This is a genomic window from Streptomyces sp. NPDC001204 (assembly GCF_053598035.1).
Window position 1 is genome coordinate 21,292 of record NZ_JBSFJL010000014.1, and the last position, 18,890, is coordinate 40,181.

Below are 18,890 nucleotides of genomic sequence, written 5' to 3' on the forward strand. Positions count from 1 at the left end.
GGATCTCATTCGTGGCAGGACGTTTCGCTCCGCGGCCCCCGCGTCCGACCGTGCGCGGTGGGCAGGCCGGCGTGCCCGCGGCCGTACCCCGGCAGGCCGCCGCGCCGGGGCGGGTCCGCACCTGGGTGCCGGACGGGCCGCTGGACCTGGGGCTCGTGCTCGGACCGCTGCGGCGGGGGCAGGGCGATCCCACGTTCCGGGCGATGCCCGACGGTTCGGTGTGGCGCACCGGCCGCACACCGCTCGGGCCCGGGACGCTGCGCGTGTCCGCTCACGGCGAGACGGTGCGCGGCGAGGCGTGGGGGCCGGGCGCCGAATGGCTGCTGGAGCAGCTGCCCGAACTGCTCGGGGCCGTCGACGACCCGTCCGCGTTCGTACCGCGGCACCGGCTGCTCGCGCTGACCCGGCACCGGCGGCCGGGGTTGCGGCTGACGCGGACCGGCCTGGTGCTGGAGTCGCTGATCCCGTCGGTCCTGGAACAGAAGGTGACGACGGTCGAGGCGTACGCGGCCTGGCGAATGCTGGTGCGCACGTACGGGGAGCCGGCGCCCGGACCCGCCCCGGTACGCATGTACGTCATGCCGGCGCCGCGGACGTGGGCGCTGATCCCGTCGTGGGAGTGGCACCGGGCCGGGGTCGACGACAAGCGGGCGTCGACCGTGCTGCGGGCGGTGCGGGTCGCCGCGCGGCTGGAGGAGGCGGCGCGGATGCCTCCGGAGCGGGCGCGGGAGCGGCTGGAGCTGGTGCCCGGCATCGGACCGTGGACGTCGGCGGAGACCGTGCAGCGCAGTCATGGCGCGGCGGACGCCGTGACGGTCGGCGATCTGCATCTGCCGGGCATAGTGGGGTGGGCGCTGGCCGGCGACCGGAACGCGGACGACGCGGAGATGCTGCGTCTGCTGGAGCCGTACGCCGGGCAGCGGCATCGGGCGACCCGGCTGATCCTGCTGAGCGGGCGGGTGCCGCCCCGGCGGGCGCCGCGGATGCCGAAGGGCGACATCGGGCGCCTTTGAGCCGGGACTCCCGCCCGCGTCGACTGGCTCGCGCGGTGGGGTCGGCACGGGGCGGGCCGGCTCACCGCGCTCGCAGCTTCGTACCCTGTCCCGCCCGCCCCGCCGGCTACTGGTCCGAGGAGAACCTCACGGACCCGGCCGGGATTCGCGCGTCGCACCACACTCTCGCGCCGTTTCTCAGCTCGTTGTCGGCGCCGACCACCGCGCCGTCGCCGATGACCGTGCCGTTGAGGACGGATCGGGTGCCGACGCGGGCGCGGCTGCCGATGAGGGAGTCGGTGACGACGGCACCGGGCTCGATGACGGCACCGGGCAGGATCGCGCTGCCGAACACCCGCGCGCCCTCGGCGACGAACGCGCCCTCGCCCACCACCGTGCCGCCGGTCAGCTTGGCGCCGGGGGCGACGACGGCCGTGGGCAGGATCAGGCGGTCGCCGCAGCGACCGGGCACGGCCGGGGAGGGCGCGCGGCCGAGGACCAGGTCCGCGGAGCCGCGTACGAAGGCGGCCGGGGTGCCCAGGTCCAGCCAGTAGGTGGAGTCGACCATGCCCTGCAAGTGGGCGCCCGCCGCGAGCAGTTCGGGGAACGTCTCCCGCTCCACCGACACCGGGCGGCCCTGCGGGATCGTGTCGATGACCGAGCGCCGGAAGACGTACGCCCCCGCGTTGATCTGGTCGGTGACGATCTCCTCGGGGGTCTGCGGCTTCTCCAGGAAGGCCAGGACGCGGCCGGTCGCGTCGGTGGGGACCAGTCCGTAGGCGCGGGGGTCCGGCACCTTCGTCAGGTGCAGGGAGACGTCCGCGCCCGTGGCCTCGTGGGTGCGCACCAGGGCCTGGATGTCCAGCCCGGTCAGGATGTCGCCGTTGAAGACGAGGACCGGCTCGTCGGGGCCGGAGCGCAGGCGCGGGGCGACGTTGCGGATGGCGCCGCCCGTGCCCAGGGGCTCCTCCTCCGTCACGTACTCCAGGTGGAGCCCGAGCGAGGAGCCGTCGCCGAAGTACGGCTCGAAGACCTCGGCCAGATAGGAGGTGGCGAGCACGACGTGCTCGACGCCCGCCGCTCTCGCCCGCGCCAGCTGGTGGGTGAGGAACGGCACTCCCGCCGCCCGCACCATCGGTTTCGGCGTGTGCACCGTGAGGGGGCGCAGCCGCGTGCCCTTGCCGCCGACCAGGAGGATCGCTTCTGTCACCTGTCGTCTCCGCTTCCTGTTCGTCCTCGGTCCGTCCTCGTCCGTCCTCAGCGGCCCTGGTAGCGCGCCGCGGCCGAGCGGGCCGCGCCGAGCTTGCCGTGGAGCCGCTGTCCCGGGCAGTCGGTGGCGAAGCCGTCCCGGTGGCCGGAGATCACGTTCAGGCGTACGCTCTTTCCTTTTTGGTAGAGGTTGCCACCGGCGGAGGTCAGATATGTCTTTCCGCGCGGATTCATCCCGTAGGGCCCGAGCTTCCACGCGGTCAGCCGTGCGACGGCCGTCACCGCGACCGAGGAGGGCTTGGCGGTGCCGTGGGCGCCGATGACGGCGATGCCCGCGCTGTTGCTGTTGAACCCCATGGTGTGGGCGCCCAGTACGGGCTTCGCCACTTCGCCGACCCGGCCCTCGTAGACGGTCCCGCACTTGTCGATCAGGAAGTTGTAACCGATGTCGCGCCAGCCCATGCTCTTGACGTGGCAGCGGTAGATGCCGCGGATCACCGCCGGGGCCTGCGCGCAGCTGTAGTTGTTGCCGGAGGCGGTGTGGTACACGAACGCCACCTCGGCCTTCTCGGTGTAGACGAAGCCCCGCTCGCGCAGGGACTCGGCCGCGCCCCAGCCGCGGCGGGTGACGATACCCGGGCGCGGTCCGACGTGGGACGGCGCGCGCCGGTCCGCCGTGGGCTCGCCGCCGGCCGGGGCGGGCAACTCGCGCTCGGTGGCATCGCGATCGAGCGCGGGGATCCTGATGGCGCCGACCGCGGAGCCCCGCGCCGCCGGCCGTACGCCGGGGCCGGCGGTACCGGGGTCGACGAGTTCCAGGCGCAGGCCCGAGGGCAGCGGGACCGGCCGGGCGGCCGGGTCACGGCTCCCGGCATCGGCGCGGACGCGCACGTCGACGCCGTCGCAGTCGCCCACCCCCAGCGGCGCGGTGGCGCCGTGCACGTGCCCGGAGGTGCGCTCGGCCGTGCCGGGGTCGGCGCCGTGGTCGGCGTTGTGGGTGTCGATGTCCTGCCAGCCGGACCAGACGCCGGTGGCGGCGGAGCGGGTACGGATCCGGACGCTGCCGCGCAACTCGGTGTCCGGGTCGTCCCAGACGACTCCGACCAGGGGGAAGTGGCGGACGTCCGTGCGGCGCAGGCCCTGTTCGAGGGCGGCCCCGTGGTTGGGGGCGGGGCCGGGGTCGCGGGTGAGCGGGGCGAGGGGCAGGGACCGGGTGCTGCCGGGGGCGTCTGCCGGCCCGGTCGCCGACGCCGGCTCAGCGCTCGCCCGACCGCCCGTCAGGCCGGGCGCGAGGGTAAGGGCGGCCGCGCACATGACACCGATCGAGCACGCGAGGAATCCGTATCGACGCATGCCCCAGACCCTGGACACGATGAGACAAACCTGTCCATCCGGGATTTGACGGACCGTCGGCTGCCGTTGCGCCGACCCGGTGGCCCGCCACTCACCCGCACGTGGCCGACCACGCGGTGGGCAGGGTCGGCGCCGCGTACGCTTGCGCGGGTGAACGCCACCGAACGCACCCCTGCCGACCTGCTGCGTTCCGCGCTCGCCGCGGATCCCGGACGCCCGCTGGTGACCTTCTACGACGACGCCACCGGCGAACGCGTCGAATTGTCCGTGGCCACCTTCTCCAATTGGGTGGCCAAGACCGCGAACCTCCTCCAGGGGGACCTCGGCGCCGGACCCGGCGACCGGGTCGCGCTCATGCTGCCGGCGCACTGGCAGACGGCCGTGTGGCTGCTGGCGTGCGCGTCCGTGGGCGCAGTGGCGGACGTCGACGGGAACGCGGGCGTCGCCGATGTCGTGGTCAGCGGACCGGACACACTGGACGCGGCCCGCGCGTGCTCCGGGGAGCGGGTGGCGCTGGCGCTGCGGCCGCTGGGCGGGCGGTTCCCGCAGCCGCCGGAGGGTTTCATGGACTACGCCGTCGAGGTGCCGGGGCAGGGCGACGTGTTCGCGCCCTTCGCGCCGGTGGACCCGGAGGAGCCGGCCCTGATCGTGGCCGGGGCCGAGTACACGGCGGCGGAGGTCGTGGAGCGGGCCCGCGGCGACGCCCCGGAGCTGAACCTGACCGGGCCGGCCTCCCGTCTGCTGTCGGCGCTGCCGTACGACACCTGGGAGGGCCTCAGCGCGGGCCTGTACGCGCCGCTCACCGCCGGCGCCTCGGTCGTCCTGTGCCGCAACCTCGACCAGCTGCCCGAGGACGCACTGGCGAAGCGCATCGAGTCCGAGCGGGTCACGGCCACGGCCAGATGACGTGACCGGGCTCCGGACCCGGATCCCCGTGCAACACGCCCGCCCCGAATCCCGCGGAATACGGGATTCGGGGCGAACGGCGCGAATTCGGCCGCCGTGGATTCGGATTCCGGACCGGAAAGGGATTCATCTGCGCAGTCGCGCGACTACGGTGGGTATTTCCCGGAGGGTTGTGCACGCCACGGGCCGAGCGTCCCGGCGATCCGCTGCTCGCGCCCCGACCCACGACGTCGTTCCGCGACGACACGGCCAACTTGGGGGCTCTGCGGGTAAAGCCACGGCCAAAGGCGAACTTTTGTCCAAGGAAATGGGCGGATTGCCCCCATGTAGGGAAGTGGAATTTGTCACCAGCGTCGCTCCATGTTGAATCTGCCGGATAGTGTGAGCGATCCGGTGCGACTGGCCGCGAGGTCTTCCTGGGGTCGCGCACTGTGCGAAGCAGACCTGGCGCCAAGAGGGGCAAGGCGCCGCGTGGCCCCCGACGGAGGATTCGGACAACCGTGGACGCGCAAGGCCGTGGGCGGGCGGACAATGTCGACCCCGCAGACCAGTGGGTGCTCAATCCGGACACCGGCGAATACGAACTGCAACTGACCCCTTCCGCTCCGCAGTCGGCGGTACCGGGTCCCCGTCGGCCTTCCTCCCGCAGAGCCGGAGGCACGGCGACCGGGCAGCGCCCGGCGGCGCCCGGACGGCAGCAGACCCGCGACGCCGCCCCCTCCGAGACCGTGCCCACCCCGCGTCGGCGCCGGGCGGCGCCGCCGGAGGAGCCGCCCGGGCGGCGGGGACGCCGGCCGGAGAAGAAGTCGAAGACCAAGAAGGTCCTGATGTGGACCGGCGGCACCATGGCGCTCGTCCTGATCGGCGTCGGCACGGCCGGCTACCTGGTCCTCAAGCACCTCGAGGGCAACGTCACCACCACCGACGTGGGCAGCGCCGCCAAGAACGGCTTCAGCAAGGACGAAGCCTTCAACATACTCATCATCGGCACCGACAAGCGCACCGGCGCCGGCAACGAGGGCTACGGCGACAAGGGCAGCGTGGGCCACGCCGACACCAACGTCCTGCTGCACGTCGCCAAGGACCGTACGAACGCGACCGCGTTGAGCATCCCGCGCGACCTGATCGTGAACGTGCCGGACTGCCCGACCAAGCAGCCCGACGGCAGCACGAAGGTCATCCCGGGGACGGCCGGCGTCCGCTTCAACACGAGCCTCGGCCAGGACGGCCGCGACCCGGGCTGCACCATGCGCACGGTCAAAGAGGTCACCGGCATTCAGCCCGACCACTTCATGATGGCCGACTTCAACGCGGTCAAGACGCTGACGACGGCGGTCGGCGGAGTCGACGTGTGCCTCAAGCACGCGGTGAAGGACAAGGACTCGCACCTGGACCTGCCCGCCGGCGAGTCCACCGTCGAGGGTGAACAGGCCCTGGCCTTCGTCCGTACCCGGCACGCCTGGGGCAACAAGGGCGACCTGGACCGCATCAAGGTGCAGCAGCAGTTCCTCAGCTCGCTGATGCGCAAGATGGCCTCCGGTGACACGCTCACCGACCCGACCAAGCTGTACAAGCTGGCGAACGCGGCCACCAAGGCCCTGACCGTCGACAAGGGCATCGGCAAGGGCACCACCCTCATGGAGGTGGCGCAGGAGTTGCAGAAGGTGCCGCCGAAGAACATCACCTTCCTGACCACGCCGGTGCTCGACAACCCGGCCGAGAAGGTTCCCGTGACGGTCGTCGTCAACCAGAACACGGCGCCCCAGGTCTTCGACGCCATCAACAACGACGTCTCCTTCACCGAGGTGAAGAAAAAGAAGAAGGCCGACAAGAGCGCCGACGCCGCCCGGCTCAAGGGCACCCAGTCCGAGGCCTCCGAGGTGCGGGTCCGGGTCTTCAACGGAGGGGCCGCCGGCGGTGCCGCCCAGGACACCGTCACCTGGCTGCAGACCTCCGTGGGCGTGCTCAAGTCGGAGAACGCGGCCAACGCGCCCGAGGACGTCGCCAAGACCACGCTCGAGTACGCGCCCGACCAGGCTCCGCAGGCCCGTAAGCTCGCCGCGCTCATGGGACTGTCCGGGGCCGCGCTGAAGCCGGGCAAGAGCTTCACCAACTCCCAGGGGATGCCCACGATGACGCTGACGCTGGGCAAGGACTTCAAGGGTGCGGGCGTACCGCTCACCGCGCCGACGAAGGCCCCGGAGGTCGACGGGAAGTCCACGGCGGACAAGGTCGAATGCGCAAGTTGAGCGCACAGCACCACCTTATGGGCCTGTCATGCGTCTAACCCGGCGCACGACAGGCCTGTTTCATGGCATGGCACCAGGGTGGGAGGACGGGGAGTGACGCAGAGCAGTCTGCGCGGGGAGGGGTCGGCGGTCGAGGAAGCGATACCTCCCGCGCCGCGCAACGGCAGCGCATCGGACGGCCGCGGCCGGCACGGCGGCGGAGGACGCGGCGGGAAGAAGCGCGATGCCAAGGGCAGAGGTCCCGCGCGGCGCGTACTGCGCTGGTCGGCGACGGTGCTCGCGCTGGTCGTACTCGGCACGGCCGGCGCCGGATACCTCTACTACCAGCACCTGAACGGCAATATCCGCAAGGGCCAGCGCAGCAGCGGTGACTCCAAGGCACAGAGGTCGAAGCCCAACTCGGCCGGCCAGATGCCCATGAACATCCTGCTGATCGGCTCCGACAGCCGCAACTCCGACGCGAACGTCGCGCTGGGCGGCAGCCGGGACAACCGCGGCACCCCGCCGCGGGGCGATGTGCAGATGCTCATCCACCTGGCCGCGGACCGCAAGAGCGCCTCCGTGGTGAGCATCCCGCGGGACACCCGGGTCGACATCCCCAAGTGCACCGACCCCGACACCGGCAAGGTCTATCCGCCCGTCAACGAGATCATCAACGAGTCGCTGGCCCGCGGCGGCGCCGGCTGCACGCTCGCCACCTGGGAGAGCCTCACCGGTGTGTACATCGACCACTGGATGACGATCGACTTCGCGGGCGTGGTGAAGATGGCGGACGCCATAGGCGGCGTCGAGGTCTGTGTGAAGCAGAACGTGTGGGACCACCCCACGCCCCTGGCGCCAGGGGGCTCCGGCCTGAAGCTGACGGCGGGCAAGCACAAGGTCAAGGGCAAAGAGGCCCTCCAGTGGCTGCGCACCCGGCACGCCTGGGGCAGCGACCTGCTGCGGGCCAGGGCCCAGCACATGTACATGAACTCGATGATCCGCACCCTGCGGAGCCAGAACGTCTTCACCGACTCCGGCCGGCTGATGGGCCTGGCGGAGGCGGCCACGAAGTCGCTCCAGGTCTCCGAGGAGATCGGCACCGTCGAGAAGCTGTACCACCTGGCCATGCAGCTCAAGACGGTCCCCACCGACCGCATCACCATGACGACGATGCCCAATGTCGCCGACCCGCAGGACGAGAACCACGTCGTCCCGGACGGCGCCGGCGCCACGAAGATGTGGAAGATGCTCCGCGACGACGTGCCCTTCGACGACAAGGGCGCGGCGCCGGACGCGAAGAACGCGAAGAAGCGTACGGGCGAGAGCGCGGCGGTCAGGACTCCCTCGGTCCGGGCCGACCGGTTGGGCGTCCTGGTGCAGAACGGCACCCGCACCGCCACACAGGCCCCGGTCGGCGGCCGGGCGCGCGAGATCGGCCAGGAACTGGCGGGCAAGGGCTTCACGCGGGCCACCGCCGACACCTCGGCGGCGCTGTCGGAGGAGGAGACGCTCGTGCGCTACCCGAGCGCGGACCTGGAGGGCGACGCGCAGAGCGTCGCCAAGGCCCTCGGGATTCCGCTGAGTTCGGTGCGGAAGTCGACCGACGTCTCCGGTGTCACCGTCATCGTCGGCGCCGACTGGCGTACGGGGAGCACCTATCCGAAGGAGGCCACCCCGAAGGCCGGCGACCTGCCCGACAACTCCGACGCCATCAACGGCTCGGACGAGGGCCAGTGCATGGACGTGTACGCGCCCTACCGCTGGTAGCGCGAGCAGGGCCCCTCTCCCGCGGAGAGGGGCCCTGAGAACGCTCGGCGCGAACGCTCAGTCGGTGGCGGGGACCGCCGGCCTCCGGGCGGCGATGACCTTCCTGGCCAGCGACTTGGGGCTGGTCAGGAAACCCCAGCCCCAGGACATGTGCATGGTGGCCAGGGCGACCGGAATGCGCAGCCGTGCCGCCAGGCGAAGGCCCTTACCCGCGGGGAGCGATCCGGCGGCGATCGCCGCCACGTAGCCGCCGGGTACCACCAGGGCCCACGGGGTCAGGGCCGCGCCCACCACGATCCCGGCCGCGATGGCGCACACCGCGGCCGGCGGGGCGAGGTAGCGCAGGTTGATGGAGCCCTGGTGGTAGCGGGCGACGACGTGCCGCCAGCGGCCGTAGTCCTTGTACTGCCTGGCGAGGGCCTTGACGTTCGGGCGGGGCCGGTAGGACACCCGCAGCTCGGGCGAGAACCAGATCAGGCCGCCCGCCTCGCGGATGCGGAAGTTGAGCTCCCAGTCCTGGGCGCGGATGAACTCCTCGTTGTAGCCGCCCTGTTGCTCCAGGGCCGCGCGGCGGAAGACGCCCAGGTACACCGTTTCGGCCGGGCCGGCCTGGCCGCCGGTGTGGAAGGCGGCGTTGCCCACCCCGATCCTCGAGGTCATCGCGGCGGCGACGGCATGCTCCCAGGCGTTCTCGCCCTCGGCGTGCATGATGCCGCCCACGTTCTGCGCGCCGGTCTCCTCCAGGAGCCGTACCGCGGTGGCTATGTAGTCCGGCGAGAGCATCCCGTGGCCGTCGACACGGACCACGATCGGATGGCGGGATGCCTTGATCGCGGCGTTGAGCGCGGCGGGGGTGCGGCCGGTGGGGTTCGGGACCGTGTGCACGCGCGGGTCCTCGGCCACGAGTTCGGCGGCGATCTCGTCCGTGCGGTCCGCGGACGGACCGAGGGCGATCACGACCTCCATCTCGCCGCCGTACTCCTGCGCGAGGATCGCTTCGACGGCTCCGCGCAGGTGCCGTTCCTCGTCGAGGACGGGCATGATCACAGAAACGGCGGGGAGCCGCACGTCGGGCTTGGCGTTCATCGGTGCTCACGTTACCGCGAACGGGGGACACCGGTGCGCGCCGTGGGGGTCACTGCGCCGGTCAGCAGATCGTATGGCCCTACGGTGCTCACGGTGCCCACCCACGCCTATGCGGAGGTGTCCCCATGCCCCCCACGCCGTCCCGGCCCCGCCCGCGGCCACCGCGTGCCCCGCAGCGCCGTACCGCACCGCCGCGGCCGGCCCGGGTCCCGCACGCGTCCGCAGCACCGCGCCGGAGGCCGCGCTGGGCCATGCGGGCGGCGACCACCCTGTCGGTGGTGGTGCTCGCCTCCGCCGGGATCGGGCACGCGGTGGTCTCCAGCCTGGACGCGGACATCGCCCGGGTCGACCCCTTCAAGGACATGAAGAACCGCCCGCGGGCGGGCCACGGCATGAACGTCCTGCTGGTCGGCACCGACGGCAGGGACCGCATCAGCGCGCAGGAGCGGCGCCAGTACCGGCTGGGCGGCCAGGCCTGCCACTGCACCGACACGATGATGATCGTGCATGTGTCGCAGGACCGGCAGCGGGCCAGCGTGGTGAGCCTGCCCCGGGACTCCTACGCCGAGCTGCCCGGTCACGTCGACCGGAACACGGGCCGGTGGCACGGGCCGCACCCCGTCAAGCTCAACGCGGCGTACGCGGAGGGCGGCCCCCATCTGACCGTGCGCACGGTCGAGGACCTGACCCAACTGAAGATCGACCACTACCTCGAGGTGGACTTCACCACTTTCATGCGGACCGTGGACGTCCTCGGCGGGGTGCAGATCTGCACCTCCGAACCGATGAAGGACAGCTACTCCGGCCTGGACCTGGCGGCCGGCACGCACACGCTCTCCGGCGGCCAGGCACTCCAGTACGTCCGCTCCCGGCACGTCGACGGGGCCAGCGACCTCGGCCGGATGAAGCGCCAGCAGCGGTTCCTGGCCGCCCTGATCGAGCGGGCGACCTCCTCCCAGGTGCTGCTGAACCCCATGAAGTTCCGGAACGTGGCGTTGACCGTGCTGGGCTCGGTACGGGCGGACCAGGGTTTCCACACCGACGAGCTGCTGGACCTCGGGCGGGCGATGCGCAGCTTCTCCCCGTCCTCGTCGGAGTTCGCCACCGTCCCGATCTCGCAGCCGTCCTATCCCGTCAACGGCGTCGGCTCGACGGTGAAGTGGGACCGGGCCAAGGCGGACCGGCTCTTCCGGGCGCTGCGGGAGGACCGGCCGCTGACCGTGCGGCGGCCGCGGCAGGAGAACTCTCCGGCGACCGTGCAGGTCCCCCCGCAGCAGATCCGTGTCCAGGTGGAGAACGGCACCGGCGCGACCGGGCTCGGCAAGCGGGTGGACCAGGCGCTGGCGGCGGCCGGGTTCCGTACGACGGGGGCGCCCGCGGACGCCAAGGAGCCCACCGTGCGGCGGACCGTCGTGCTCTACGACCCCCGGTGGGACCGGTCGGCGAAGTCGCTCGCCGCGGCGCTGCCGGGCAGTGATCTGCGGGCCGTGCCGGGGCAGGGGGCCACGCTCAAGGTGGTCGCGGGAAGCGACTACCACCAGGTGCGCCAGGTGCGGGTGGAGGACCAGGAACAGGGCGCCGCCGCGGTCATGACGGGCGACGAGGTGCTGTGCGGCTGACGGAGTGAGAACCGGCGGCGTCAGTCCTCGTAGCCCTCGGCCGCGCGCTTCTCGCGCAGTTCCCTGATGGCGCGGCGGCGGGCCAGGCGGTGGGTGCGGCGGATCTGGGCCTCCTGGTAGCGCCGCCGGTCCCGGTCGGTCTCGGGCAGGACGGGCGGCACGGCGCGCGGCCTGCCGTCGGCGTCCACAGCCGTGAAGACCAGATACGCCGAGCCGACCTGAGTGGTCGGGGTGGTCTCGTTCCAGCGTTCGGCGAGGACCCGCACGCCGACCTCCATGGAGGTCCGGCCGGTCCAGTTGACCTGGGCCTTCACATGGACGAGATCGCCGACCCGGACCGGTTCGAGGAACGCCATCTCGTCCATGGACGCCGTGACGGCGGGCCCGCCGCTGTGCCGGCCGGCCACCGCGCCCGCCGCGTCGTCGACCAGCTTCATGATCACACCGCCGTGCACCGTCCCCAGCAGGTTGGTGTCGTTGTGGGTCATGATGTGGCTCAGGGTGGTCCGGGACGCCGAAATCGGCTTGCCGGGGATGTCCGGAATCTCGGCGGATTCCGCGGCGGAGGCCTGTTCTGTCATGACCCCCACCTTATGCCGAGGCGGCATCCCGGAAATTTGTGTCAGCTTCGCAACAGCGGTGCCCCTATTTCCTGACGCCCCTTGTAAGGGACACGGCGGTGCCCTGCACACTGGGGCGCATGAATGATTGGCCCGAGGGGTGGTCCGGCGGCAACCGCGGACCCGGATACGGACGCGGCAGCGCCGGCGCGACGCCGGAGGGGGCGCGTGTGATGCGCCAGGTACGGCGCGGCGGCCCGGGGGCCCCCGGCGGGCAGGGCGGGTACCCGCCGCCCGGCGGCCCGGGCCCCTCGGCGCCGCCGTACGGCATTCCGCAGCAACCGTCGTACGTCGACGGCCGCGGATACGACGGCCCCGGCGACTACGACGGGTACGACAGCGGCTACAGCTCCGGCCACGTCTACGGGGGGCCGGGGGGACCGGGCGGGGGCGACCCGCGCGCCTACCGTCCCGCGCCGAACTGGCGGCGCCGCTTCAAGTGGTCCGTGATCACCCTGGTCACGCTGCTCGTGGTGACCTCGGTCGCGACCTACTTCTGGGCCGACTCCAAGCTCCGCCGCGAGGTCGACCTGTCCAAGGTCATCGACCGGCCGGAGACCGGCAAGGGCACGAACTACCTGATCGTCGGCTCCGACAGCCGTGAGGGCATGTCCTCGGAGCAGAAGAAGCAGCTGCACACCGGGTCCGCCGAGGGCAAGCGCACGGACTCGATGATGATCCTGCACGTCGGCGACAACGGCGACACGCTGATATCCCTGCCGCGCGACTCCAACGTCACGATCCCGCAGTTCCGCGGCTCGGAGTCCGGCAAGATCAAGGGCCCCCTCGGACCCAACAAGCTGAACGCGGCCTACGCCTTCGACGGCCCGGAGCTGCTGGTCCGCACCATCGAGTACAACACCGGCCTGCACATCGACCACTACGTGGAGATCGGCTTCGCCGGCTTCGCGAACATCGTGGACGCGGTCGGCGGCGTGGAACTCACCATCGACAAGGGCTTCAAGGACAAGTACTCCGGCGCCGACTTCCAGGCGGGCAAGCAGAAGCTGGACGGCCAGCAGGCCCTGGCCTTCGTGCGCACCCGGCACGCGTTCGCCACCTCCGACCTGCAGCGCACGAAGAACCAGCAGAAGTTCCTCGCCGCGCTGTCCCACCAGGTGGCGACCCCCTCGACGATCCTGAACCCGTTCAGGCTCTACCCGACGCTGGGTGCGGGCCTGGACTCCTTGATCGTCGACAAGGACATGAGCCTGTGGGACCTGGCCTCCATGTTCTGGGCGATGAAGAACGTCAACGGCGGCGACGGCGTCTCCATGAACATGCCGATCTCCGGCTCCACGGGCGGCAACCTCGTCTGGGACAAGGCGAAGGTCAAGACGCTGGTCGACGAACTGAAGAACGACCAGAAGGTCACGGTCACGAGCGACTGACCCGGACCCCCTGCCAGGAGGGCCCCGCGGTGCCGGCCGGCACCGCGGGGCTTTCGCCGTCGGGCCGGGCTCAGGTCACATCCTGACGCCCGCCATGGCGCGGCACATCTCCGCACAGCGGCGACACGCCTCCGCGCAACGCTTCATCATCTTGTCGTCGGGCATGGACATACACGCCTCGGCGCACATGTCACACGCCTTGGCGCACATCGCGCACATCTCCGCCGCCATGGGCGAGCGGCGCATCATCATGTCCGCGCACATGCGGGTCATCTCGGAGCAGTCCATGAGCGCGCGCATGATCTGCATCTGCGCCTGGCCGCCCATCTGCATGCAGGAGCTCATGGCCTCCTCGCAGACGGTGTGGCACGACATGCAGGCCTGGACGCAGTCCTGCATCTCCTTGCTCATGGGGGTCATGGTTCCGGGCTGGGTCATGGCTCCTCCTGGGGGACGAAGGGCACCGGGGCGGGGCCCTGCTCCCTACCGTCGTACGCCCGCCCGGGTCCCCGCGCCATCCGGCGCGGACGCCGGACCGGCTACCGCCGTTCGGCTTACGGCCCGCGGCCGGCGGCCCTCCCCCGGCGCACCGCGAACGGCCCCCGGTTCAATGCCGGAGGCCGTTGGACGCGCGCAAAGAGCCTAGGGAAGGTTCCTGGCCATCACGATCCGCTGGACCTGGTTCGTGCCCTCGTAGATCTGCGTGATCTTGGCGTCGCGCATCATGCGCTCGACCGGGTAGTCGCGGGTGTAGCCATAGCCGCCGAGGAGCTGGACGGCGTCCGTGGTGACCTCCATGGCGACGTCCGAGGCGAAGCACTTGGCGGCGGCGCCCTGGAAGGTGAGGTCGGAATCGCCCCGTTCGGACTTGGCGGCGGCCGCGTAGGTGAGGTTGCGAGCGGCCTCGATCTTCATGGCCATGTCGGCGAGCATGAACTGGATGCCCTGGAAGTCGGCGATCGGCTTGCCGAACTGCTTGCGCTCCTTGACGTAGCCCTTGGCGTAGTCGAGGGCGCCCTGGGCGATGCCGAGGGCCTGGGCCGCGATGGTGATGCGGGTGTGGTCCAGCGTCTTCATCGCCGTGGCGAAGCCGGTGCCCTCGGCGCCGATCATGCGGTCGGCGGGGATCCGGACGTTGTCCAGGTAGACCTCGCGGGTCGGGGAGCCCTTGATGCCGAGCTTCTTCTCCGGGGCGCCGAAGGAGACCCCGGCGTCCGACTTCTCGACGACGAACGCCGAGATGCCCTTGCTGCGCTTTTCGGGGTCGGTGACGGCCATCACCGTGTAGAAGTCGGACACGCCCGCGTTGGTGATCCAGCGCTTGACGCCGTTGAGGACGTACGTGTCGCCCTCGCGGACCGCCTTGGTCTTCATGCCGGCCGCGTCGGAGCCCGCGTCCGGCTCGGACAGGCAGTACGAGAACATCGCGTTGCCCTTGGCGAGCGGGGCCAGGTACCTCTTCTTCAGGTCCTCGGAGCCGGAGAGCATCACCGGCAGCGAGCCCAGCTTGTTCACGGCCGGGATGAGGGAGGAGGAGGCGCAGACGCGGGCCACCTCCTCGATCACGACGACCGTCGCGAGGGCGTCCGCGCCCGCGCCGCCGTACTCCTCGGGCACGTGCACGGCGTGCAGGTCGTTGGCGACCAGCGCCTCCAGGGCCTCCTGGGGGAAGCGGGCCTCCTCGTCCACCGCGGCGGCGTACGGCGCGATCTTCGCCTCGGCCAGCGAACGGACGGCGTCACGGAGCATGTCGTGCTCCTCGGACGGGCGGTACAGGTCGAAGTCAGCCGATCCGGCCAAGGTCTCTCACGCTCCAACGCTAATTACCGTTAAGTAACCCAAATTTTAGGCGCCCGCCCACGCCAGTGATACGTGAGCTTGGCGACAGCGGGGACATTGCCCGGCGAGGGCCCCGCGTATGCCCCCGATATGCTCGGGCACCGCATCACCGTCGTCTCTCCTGGAGCACCCATGAGCCTCAAGATCACCGTGATCGGCACCGGCTATCTCGGCGCGACGCACGCCGCGGCCATGGCCGAGCTCGGCTTCGAGGTGCTGGGTCTGGACGTCGTCCCCGAGAAGATCGAGATGCTCCGGCGGGGCGAGGTCCCGATGTACGAGCCCGGCCTGGAGGAGTTGCTGCGCCGGCACGTGGCCGGGATCGAGGGCTCGACCGGGCGGCTGCGCTTCACGACGGACTACGCGGAGGTGGCCGCGTTCGGCGACATCCACTTCGTCTGCGTGAACACCCCGCAGAAGCACGGCGAGTACGCCTGCGACATGAGCTACGTCGACTCCGCCGTCACCTCGCTCGCCCCGCACCTGAGCGGTCCCGCGCTCGTCGTCGGCAAGTCGACCGTGCCCGTGGGGTCCGCCGACCGTCTGGCCCGCATGATCGCCGAGCTGGCGCCCGCGGGCGCGGACGTGGAGCTGGCCTGGAACCCGGAGTTCCTGCGCGAGGGCTTCGCCGTGCAGGACACGCTGCACCCGGACCGGATCGTGGTCGGCGTGCGCAGCGAGCGGGCGGAGAAGCTGCTGCGCGAGGTGTACGCCACACCGGTCGGCGAGGGTTCCCCGTTCGTGGTCACCGACTTCCCGACCGCGGAACTGGTGAAGACCTCCGCGAACTCCTTCCTGGCCACGAAGATCTCCTTCATCAACGCGATGGCCGAGGTCTGCGAGGCCGCCGGCGGCGATGTGGCCAAGCTGGCCGAGGCCATCGGGCACGACGACCGGATCGGCAGGAAGTTCCTGCGGGCCGGGATCGGCTTCGGCGGCGGCTGCCTGCCCAAGGACATCCGGGCCTTCATGGCACGCGCCGGCGAGCTGGGCGCGGACCAGGCGCTGACCTTCCTGCGCGAGATCGACTCGATCAACATGCGCCAGCGCGGGCAGATGGTGGAGATGGCCCGGCAGGCGCTGGGCGGCGGGCCGTTCCTCGGCAAGCGCGTCGCGGTGCTCGGCGCCACCTTCAAGCCGGACTCGGACGACGTACGGGACTCCCCCGCGCTCAACGTCGCCGGTCAGATACACCTCCAGGGCGGCCAGGTGACGGTCTACGACCCCAAGGGCATGGACAACGCCCGGCGGGTGTTCCCCACGCTCGGGTACGCCGACTCCGCGCTGGAGGCCGTGCGCGGCGCGGACGTCGTCCTGCACCTGACCGAGTGGCGGGAGTTCCGCGAGCTGGACCCGGCCGGGCTGGGCGAGGTCGCGGCCGCCCGGGTGGTCCTCGACGGGCGCAACGCGCTGGACCCGGAGCTGTGGCGGCGGGCCGGGTGGACGTACCGGGCGATGGGACGCCCGACCGCGTAGCCCGGCGCCGGCGGGCACACAAGGACACACGCAGGCACACGCAGGCACACGCAGACACACGCAGACAGGTGACGCCGGTTCGGCCGAGGCTCAGTCGGCCGAACCGGCGTCTGCACGCATTGTGCACCACCGGAGCGCGGCGTGAGCAGCGAACTCCTCGTGGATCACGTCTGCTTCGCCCGGTAGCGGCGCATCTTCGCGCGCGCCCCGCACACTCGCATCGAGCACCAGCGGCCGCGGCCGGCCGGGCTGCGGTCGTAGTACGCCCAGTGGCACGTGACCGCCTCGCAGGCCTTCAGCCGGGCCCAGGTGCCCTCGACGAGGGCCTCGGCGACGGCGGCCGCGACCCGGGAGAGCAGGGGGCCGCCGTCGGCGGGGGCGAGCGTGGCGGAGCCGTCCCGGGCGTCGACGGTCACCAGCAGGGGCGCCCGTGCCAGCAGCTCGCCCAGCGGTGTCACCCTCCGGTGGGGCGGGTGACCGGCGTGGGCCAGCAGAGTGGCGCGCAGCGACTCGCGCAGCTCGCGCGCCTGCGGCAGTTCCGCCTCGGGGATCCCGAGGCGCGCCCGGCCCTCCGCCGTGGCGAGCGAGTCGGCGCCCGTCTCGATGTCCAGCGTGTTCACCAGGGACTCGACCAGCGCCAGGCCTCCGGGCGCGGACGATCTCTCACTCATGTCAGCGACGGTACCTCGCGAATCCGGTTGCACCGTTACCCGCTATGCGCGAGCATGCAGTAACCGTTACCGGTTGCCCGCTCCAATGGGTAACACCGTTTCCGACTGGGAGGAAGTCATGGCTCTCGCCAAGCTGGGTGTCGTCGTTCTGGACTGTCCCGACCCGCGCGCCCTCGCCGGCTTCTACGCCGAGGTGCTCGGCGGGACCGTGGAGGGCGAGGGCGACTGGGTGGACCTGAAGGTGCCGGGCGGGTCCGCGCTGGCGTTCCAGAAGGCGCCGGGGTACGTGCCGCCGAAGTGGCCGGCCGCGGACGCCTCGCAGCAGTCCCACCTGGACCTGGTGGTGGAGGACCTGGACACGGCGGAGAAGGGGGTGCTGGCACTCGGCGCGCGGCCGCTGGACGCGACGGACCGTGCGCGTGGCTTCCGGGTCTACGCCGACCCCGCCGGGCACCCGTTCTGCCTGTGCGCCTGCTGAGAGGCGTCCGTCAGCCGTCGTGCGCGCCGGACGGCAGGAGGTACGCGGCCTCCTGCCGTCCGGCACTGGAACTCATCCGTCCAGTTCGGCGATCGTCGCGTTCGACGGCGTCCGGGTGGCCCGCAGGTCGCGGGCGACGTCCTCCGCGGCGCCCAGGACGCGGACCGCGTTCTGCCAGGTGAGCTTGGCCAGGTCGGTCCTGGACCAGCCGCGGTCCAGCAGTTCCGCGATCAGGTTCGGGTAGCCGGAGACGTCGCCCAGGCCGTCGGGGGTGAAGGCCGTGCCGTCGTAGTCGCCTCCGATGCCCAGGTGGTCGATGCCGGCGACCTCGCGCATGTGGTCGAGGTGGTCGGCCACCGTCGCGACCGTGGCGACCGGGCGCGGGTTCGCCTCCTCGAAGGCGCGGTGGACCTTCATCGCCTCGGCGGTGGTGTCGAGGTGGTGGAAGCCGTGCGCGCGCATGTTCTCGTCGGCGGCGGACGTCCAGTCCACGGCCGCCTGGAGCACGAACTTCGGCACGAACGTCACCATCGCGATCCCGCCGTTGGCGGGCAGCCGCTCCAGCACGTCGTCCGGGATGTTGCGGGGGTGGTCGCACACGGCCCGCGCGGAGGAGTGCGAGAAGATCACCGGCGCGCTCGTGGTGTCGAGCGCGTCCCGCATGGTCGTCGCGGCCACGTGGGAGAGGTCGACCAGCATGCCGAGCCGGTTCATCTCCCGGACCACCTCGCGGCCGAAGGCCGACAGGCCGCCCACGCCGGGCTCGTCCGTCGCCGAGTCCGCCCAGGCCACGTTGTCGTTGTGGGTGAGCGTCATGTAGCGCACGCCGAGCGCGTACAGCCCGCGCAGGGTGCCGAGGGAGTCGGCGATGGAGTGGCCGCCCTCGGCGCCCATGAGGGAGGCGATCCGGCCGTCCGCGCGCGCCGCCTCCATGTCGGCGGCGGTCAGGGCGGGGGCCAGATCGGCCGGGTGGCGGTCGAGCAGCTGCCGTACGCAGTCGATCTGCTCCAGCGTCGCCGGCACCGGGTCGGGCAGGTCCGCGCGGACGTAGACCGACCAGAACTGGGCGCCGACGCCGCCCTCGCGCAGGCGCGGCAGGTCGGTGTGCAGGTGGGCGTTCTGGGGGGTGGCGATGTCACGGGCGTCGAGGTCGTAGCGGACCTGCTCGCGCAGCGCCCAGGGCAGGTCGTTGTGGCCGTCGACGACCGGGAACTCGCGCAGCAGGTCCCGGGCTTCGTTCAGCGAGGACACC

At 71.6% G+C, this 18,890-nt stretch carries 16 protein-coding genes; 8 read left to right on the forward strand and 8 right to left on the reverse strand.

Annotation, left to right across the window (positions count from 1 at the left end; all coding sequences use genetic code 11):
• The first annotated feature begins 11 nt into the window (after positions 1-11).
• Entirely contained in the window at positions 12-1,013 is a 1,002-nt protein-coding gene (locus ACWC91_RS20340; protein WP_450643496.1) for a DNA-3-methyladenine glycosylase family protein, read from the forward strand.
• Positions 1,014-1,119: 106 nt separating this feature from the next.
• Here the strand turns inward: ACWC91_RS20340 and ACWC91_RS20345 are convergent, their stop codons facing one another.
• Entirely contained in the window at positions 1,120-2,202 is a 1,083-nt protein-coding gene (locus ACWC91_RS20345; protein WP_225074862.1) for a mannose-1-phosphate guanylyltransferase, read from the reverse strand.
• Positions 2,203-2,249: 47 nt separating this feature from the next.
• Positions 2,250-3,554, reverse strand: a complete 1,305-nt coding sequence (locus tag ACWC91_RS20350) for an N-acetylmuramoyl-L-alanine amidase (RefSeq protein ID WP_450725996.1) — start codon at positions 3,552-3,554, stop codon at positions 2,250-2,252.
• Positions 3,555-3,704: 150 nt separating this feature from the next.
• On the opposite strand from ACWC91_RS20350, the gene ACWC91_RS20355 reads away from it, so the two are divergent.
• From ACWC91_RS20355 to ACWC91_RS20365, 3 genes are all read left to right on the forward strand, one after another.
• Entirely contained in the window at positions 3,705-4,460 is a 756-nt protein-coding gene (locus ACWC91_RS20355; RefSeq protein ID WP_225074861.1) for a TIGR03089 family protein, read from the forward strand.
• Positions 4,461-4,960: 500 nt separating this feature from the next.
• Positions 4,961-6,709: an LCP family protein gene (locus ACWC91_RS20360; RefSeq protein ID WP_225074860.1), complete on the forward strand. Its 1,749-nt coding sequence runs from the start codon at positions 4,961-4,963 to the stop codon at positions 6,707-6,709.
• A gap of 93 nt (positions 6,710-6,802) precedes the next feature.
• Positions 6,803-8,458, forward strand: coding sequence for an LCP family protein (locus tag ACWC91_RS20365; RefSeq protein ID WP_450643462.1), 1,656 nt, complete (start codon positions 6,803-6,805; stop codon positions 8,456-8,458).
• A 57-nt stretch (positions 8,459-8,515) separates the two neighbouring features.
• On the opposite strand, the gene ACWC91_RS20370 is transcribed toward ACWC91_RS20365, so the two are convergent.
• Positions 8,516-9,544, reverse strand: a complete 1,029-nt coding sequence (locus ACWC91_RS20370; protein ID WP_450643463.1) for a glycosyltransferase family 2 protein — start codon at positions 9,542-9,544, stop codon at positions 8,516-8,518.
• 125 nt (positions 9,545-9,669) lie between these two features.
• Here ACWC91_RS20370 and ACWC91_RS20375 point away from each other — a divergent pair, with 125 nt between their 5' ends.
• Positions 9,670-11,163 carry an LCP family protein gene (locus tag ACWC91_RS20375; RefSeq protein ID WP_281154489.1) on the forward strand — a complete coding sequence of 498 codons (1,494 nt, stop codon included), beginning with the start codon at positions 9,670-9,672 and terminating at the stop codon, positions 11,161-11,163.
• A gap of 20 nt (positions 11,164-11,183) precedes the next feature.
• Here ACWC91_RS20375 and ACWC91_RS20380 read toward each other — a convergent pair whose 3' ends face one another.
• The gene (locus tag ACWC91_RS20380) at positions 11,184-11,744 is read right to left on the reverse strand and encodes an acyl-CoA thioesterase (RefSeq protein ID WP_450643464.1); all 561 of its coding nucleotides are present in this window, start codon (positions 11,742-11,744) and stop codon (positions 11,184-11,186) included.
• Positions 11,745-11,863: 119 nt separating this feature from the next.
• Here ACWC91_RS20380 and ACWC91_RS20385 point away from each other — a divergent pair, with 119 nt between their 5' ends.
• Complete coding sequence (locus tag ACWC91_RS20385; RefSeq protein WP_225074855.1) at positions 11,864-13,174, forward strand: LCP family protein; 1,311 nt, start codon at positions 11,864-11,866, stop codon at positions 13,172-13,174.
• A 75-nt stretch (positions 13,175-13,249) separates the two neighbouring features.
• Here the strand turns inward: ACWC91_RS20385 and ACWC91_RS20390 are convergent, their stop codons facing one another.
• Positions 13,250-13,612 (reverse strand): four-helix bundle copper-binding protein, encoded by a 363-nt coding sequence (locus ACWC91_RS20390; RefSeq protein WP_141360444.1) that lies wholly within the window; start codon positions 13,610-13,612, stop codon positions 13,250-13,252.
• 204 nt (positions 13,613-13,816) lie between these two features.
• On the reverse strand, positions 13,817-14,974 hold the full coding sequence (locus ACWC91_RS20395; RefSeq protein ID WP_263637468.1) for an acyl-CoA dehydrogenase: 1,158 nt from the start codon (positions 14,972-14,974) through the stop codon (positions 13,817-13,819).
• A gap of 171 nt (positions 14,975-15,145) precedes the next feature.
• On the opposite strand from ACWC91_RS20395, the gene ACWC91_RS20400 reads away from it, so the two are divergent.
• The gene (locus tag ACWC91_RS20400) at positions 15,146-16,489 is read left to right on the forward strand and encodes a UDP-glucose dehydrogenase family protein (RefSeq protein ID WP_225074853.1); all 1,344 of its coding nucleotides are present in this window, start codon (positions 15,146-15,148) and stop codon (positions 16,487-16,489) included.
• A 164-nt stretch (positions 16,490-16,653) separates the two neighbouring features.
• On the opposite strand, the gene ACWC91_RS20405 is transcribed toward ACWC91_RS20400, so the two are convergent.
• Complete coding sequence (locus ACWC91_RS20405; protein WP_450643465.1) at positions 16,654-17,160, reverse strand: CGNR zinc finger domain-containing protein; 507 nt, start codon at positions 17,158-17,160, stop codon at positions 16,654-16,656.
• A 118-nt stretch (positions 17,161-17,278) separates the two neighbouring features.
• Between ACWC91_RS20405 and ACWC91_RS20410 the strand changes: the two genes are divergently transcribed.
• The gene (locus ACWC91_RS20410; protein WP_141360440.1) at positions 17,279-17,638 is read left to right on the forward strand and encodes a VOC family protein; all 360 of its coding nucleotides are present in this window, start codon (positions 17,279-17,281) and stop codon (positions 17,636-17,638) included.
• 72 nt (positions 17,639-17,710) lie between these two features.
• Here the strand turns inward: ACWC91_RS20410 and ACWC91_RS20415 are convergent, their stop codons facing one another.
• Positions 17,711-18,889, reverse strand: a complete 1,179-nt coding sequence (locus ACWC91_RS20415) for a dipeptidase (RefSeq protein WP_225074851.1) — start codon at positions 18,887-18,889, stop codon at positions 17,711-17,713.
• Position 18,890 lies beyond the last annotated feature (1 nt).

Bases quoted from the DNA above. Each gene is read 5' to 3' on its own strand.
- ACWC91_RS20385 (WP_225074855.1), top strand. From the start codon at position 11,864: ATGAATGATTGGCCCGAGGGGTGGTCCGGCGGCAACCGCGGACCCGGA.
- ACWC91_RS20380 (WP_450643464.1), bottom strand. From the start codon at position 11,744: ATGACAGAACAGGCCTCCGCCGCGGAATCCGCCGAGATTCCGGACATC.
- ACWC91_RS20390 (WP_141360444.1), bottom strand. From the start codon at position 13,612: ATGACCCAGCCCGGAACCATGACCCCCATGAGCAAGGAGATGCAGGAC.
- ACWC91_RS20350 (WP_450725996.1), bottom strand. From the start codon at position 3,554: ATGCGTCGATACGGATTCCTCGCGTGCTCGATCGGTGTCATGTGCGCG.
- ACWC91_RS20410 (WP_141360440.1), top strand. From the start codon at position 17,279: ATGGCTCTCGCCAAGCTGGGTGTCGTCGTTCTGGACTGTCCCGACCCG.
- ACWC91_RS20400 (WP_225074853.1), top strand. From the start codon at position 15,146: ATGAGCCTCAAGATCACCGTGATCGGCACCGGCTATCTCGGCGCGACG.
- ACWC91_RS20405 (WP_450643465.1), bottom strand. From the start codon at position 17,160: ATGAGTGAGAGATCGTCCGCGCCCGGAGGCCTGGCGCTGGTCGAGTCC.
- ACWC91_RS20370 (WP_450643463.1), bottom strand. From the start codon at position 9,544: ATGAACGCCAAGCCCGACGTGCGGCTCCCCGCCGTTTCTGTGATCATG.
- ACWC91_RS20375 (WP_281154489.1), top strand. From the start codon at position 9,670: ATGCCCCCCACGCCGTCCCGGCCCCGCCCGCGGCCACCGCGTGCCCCG.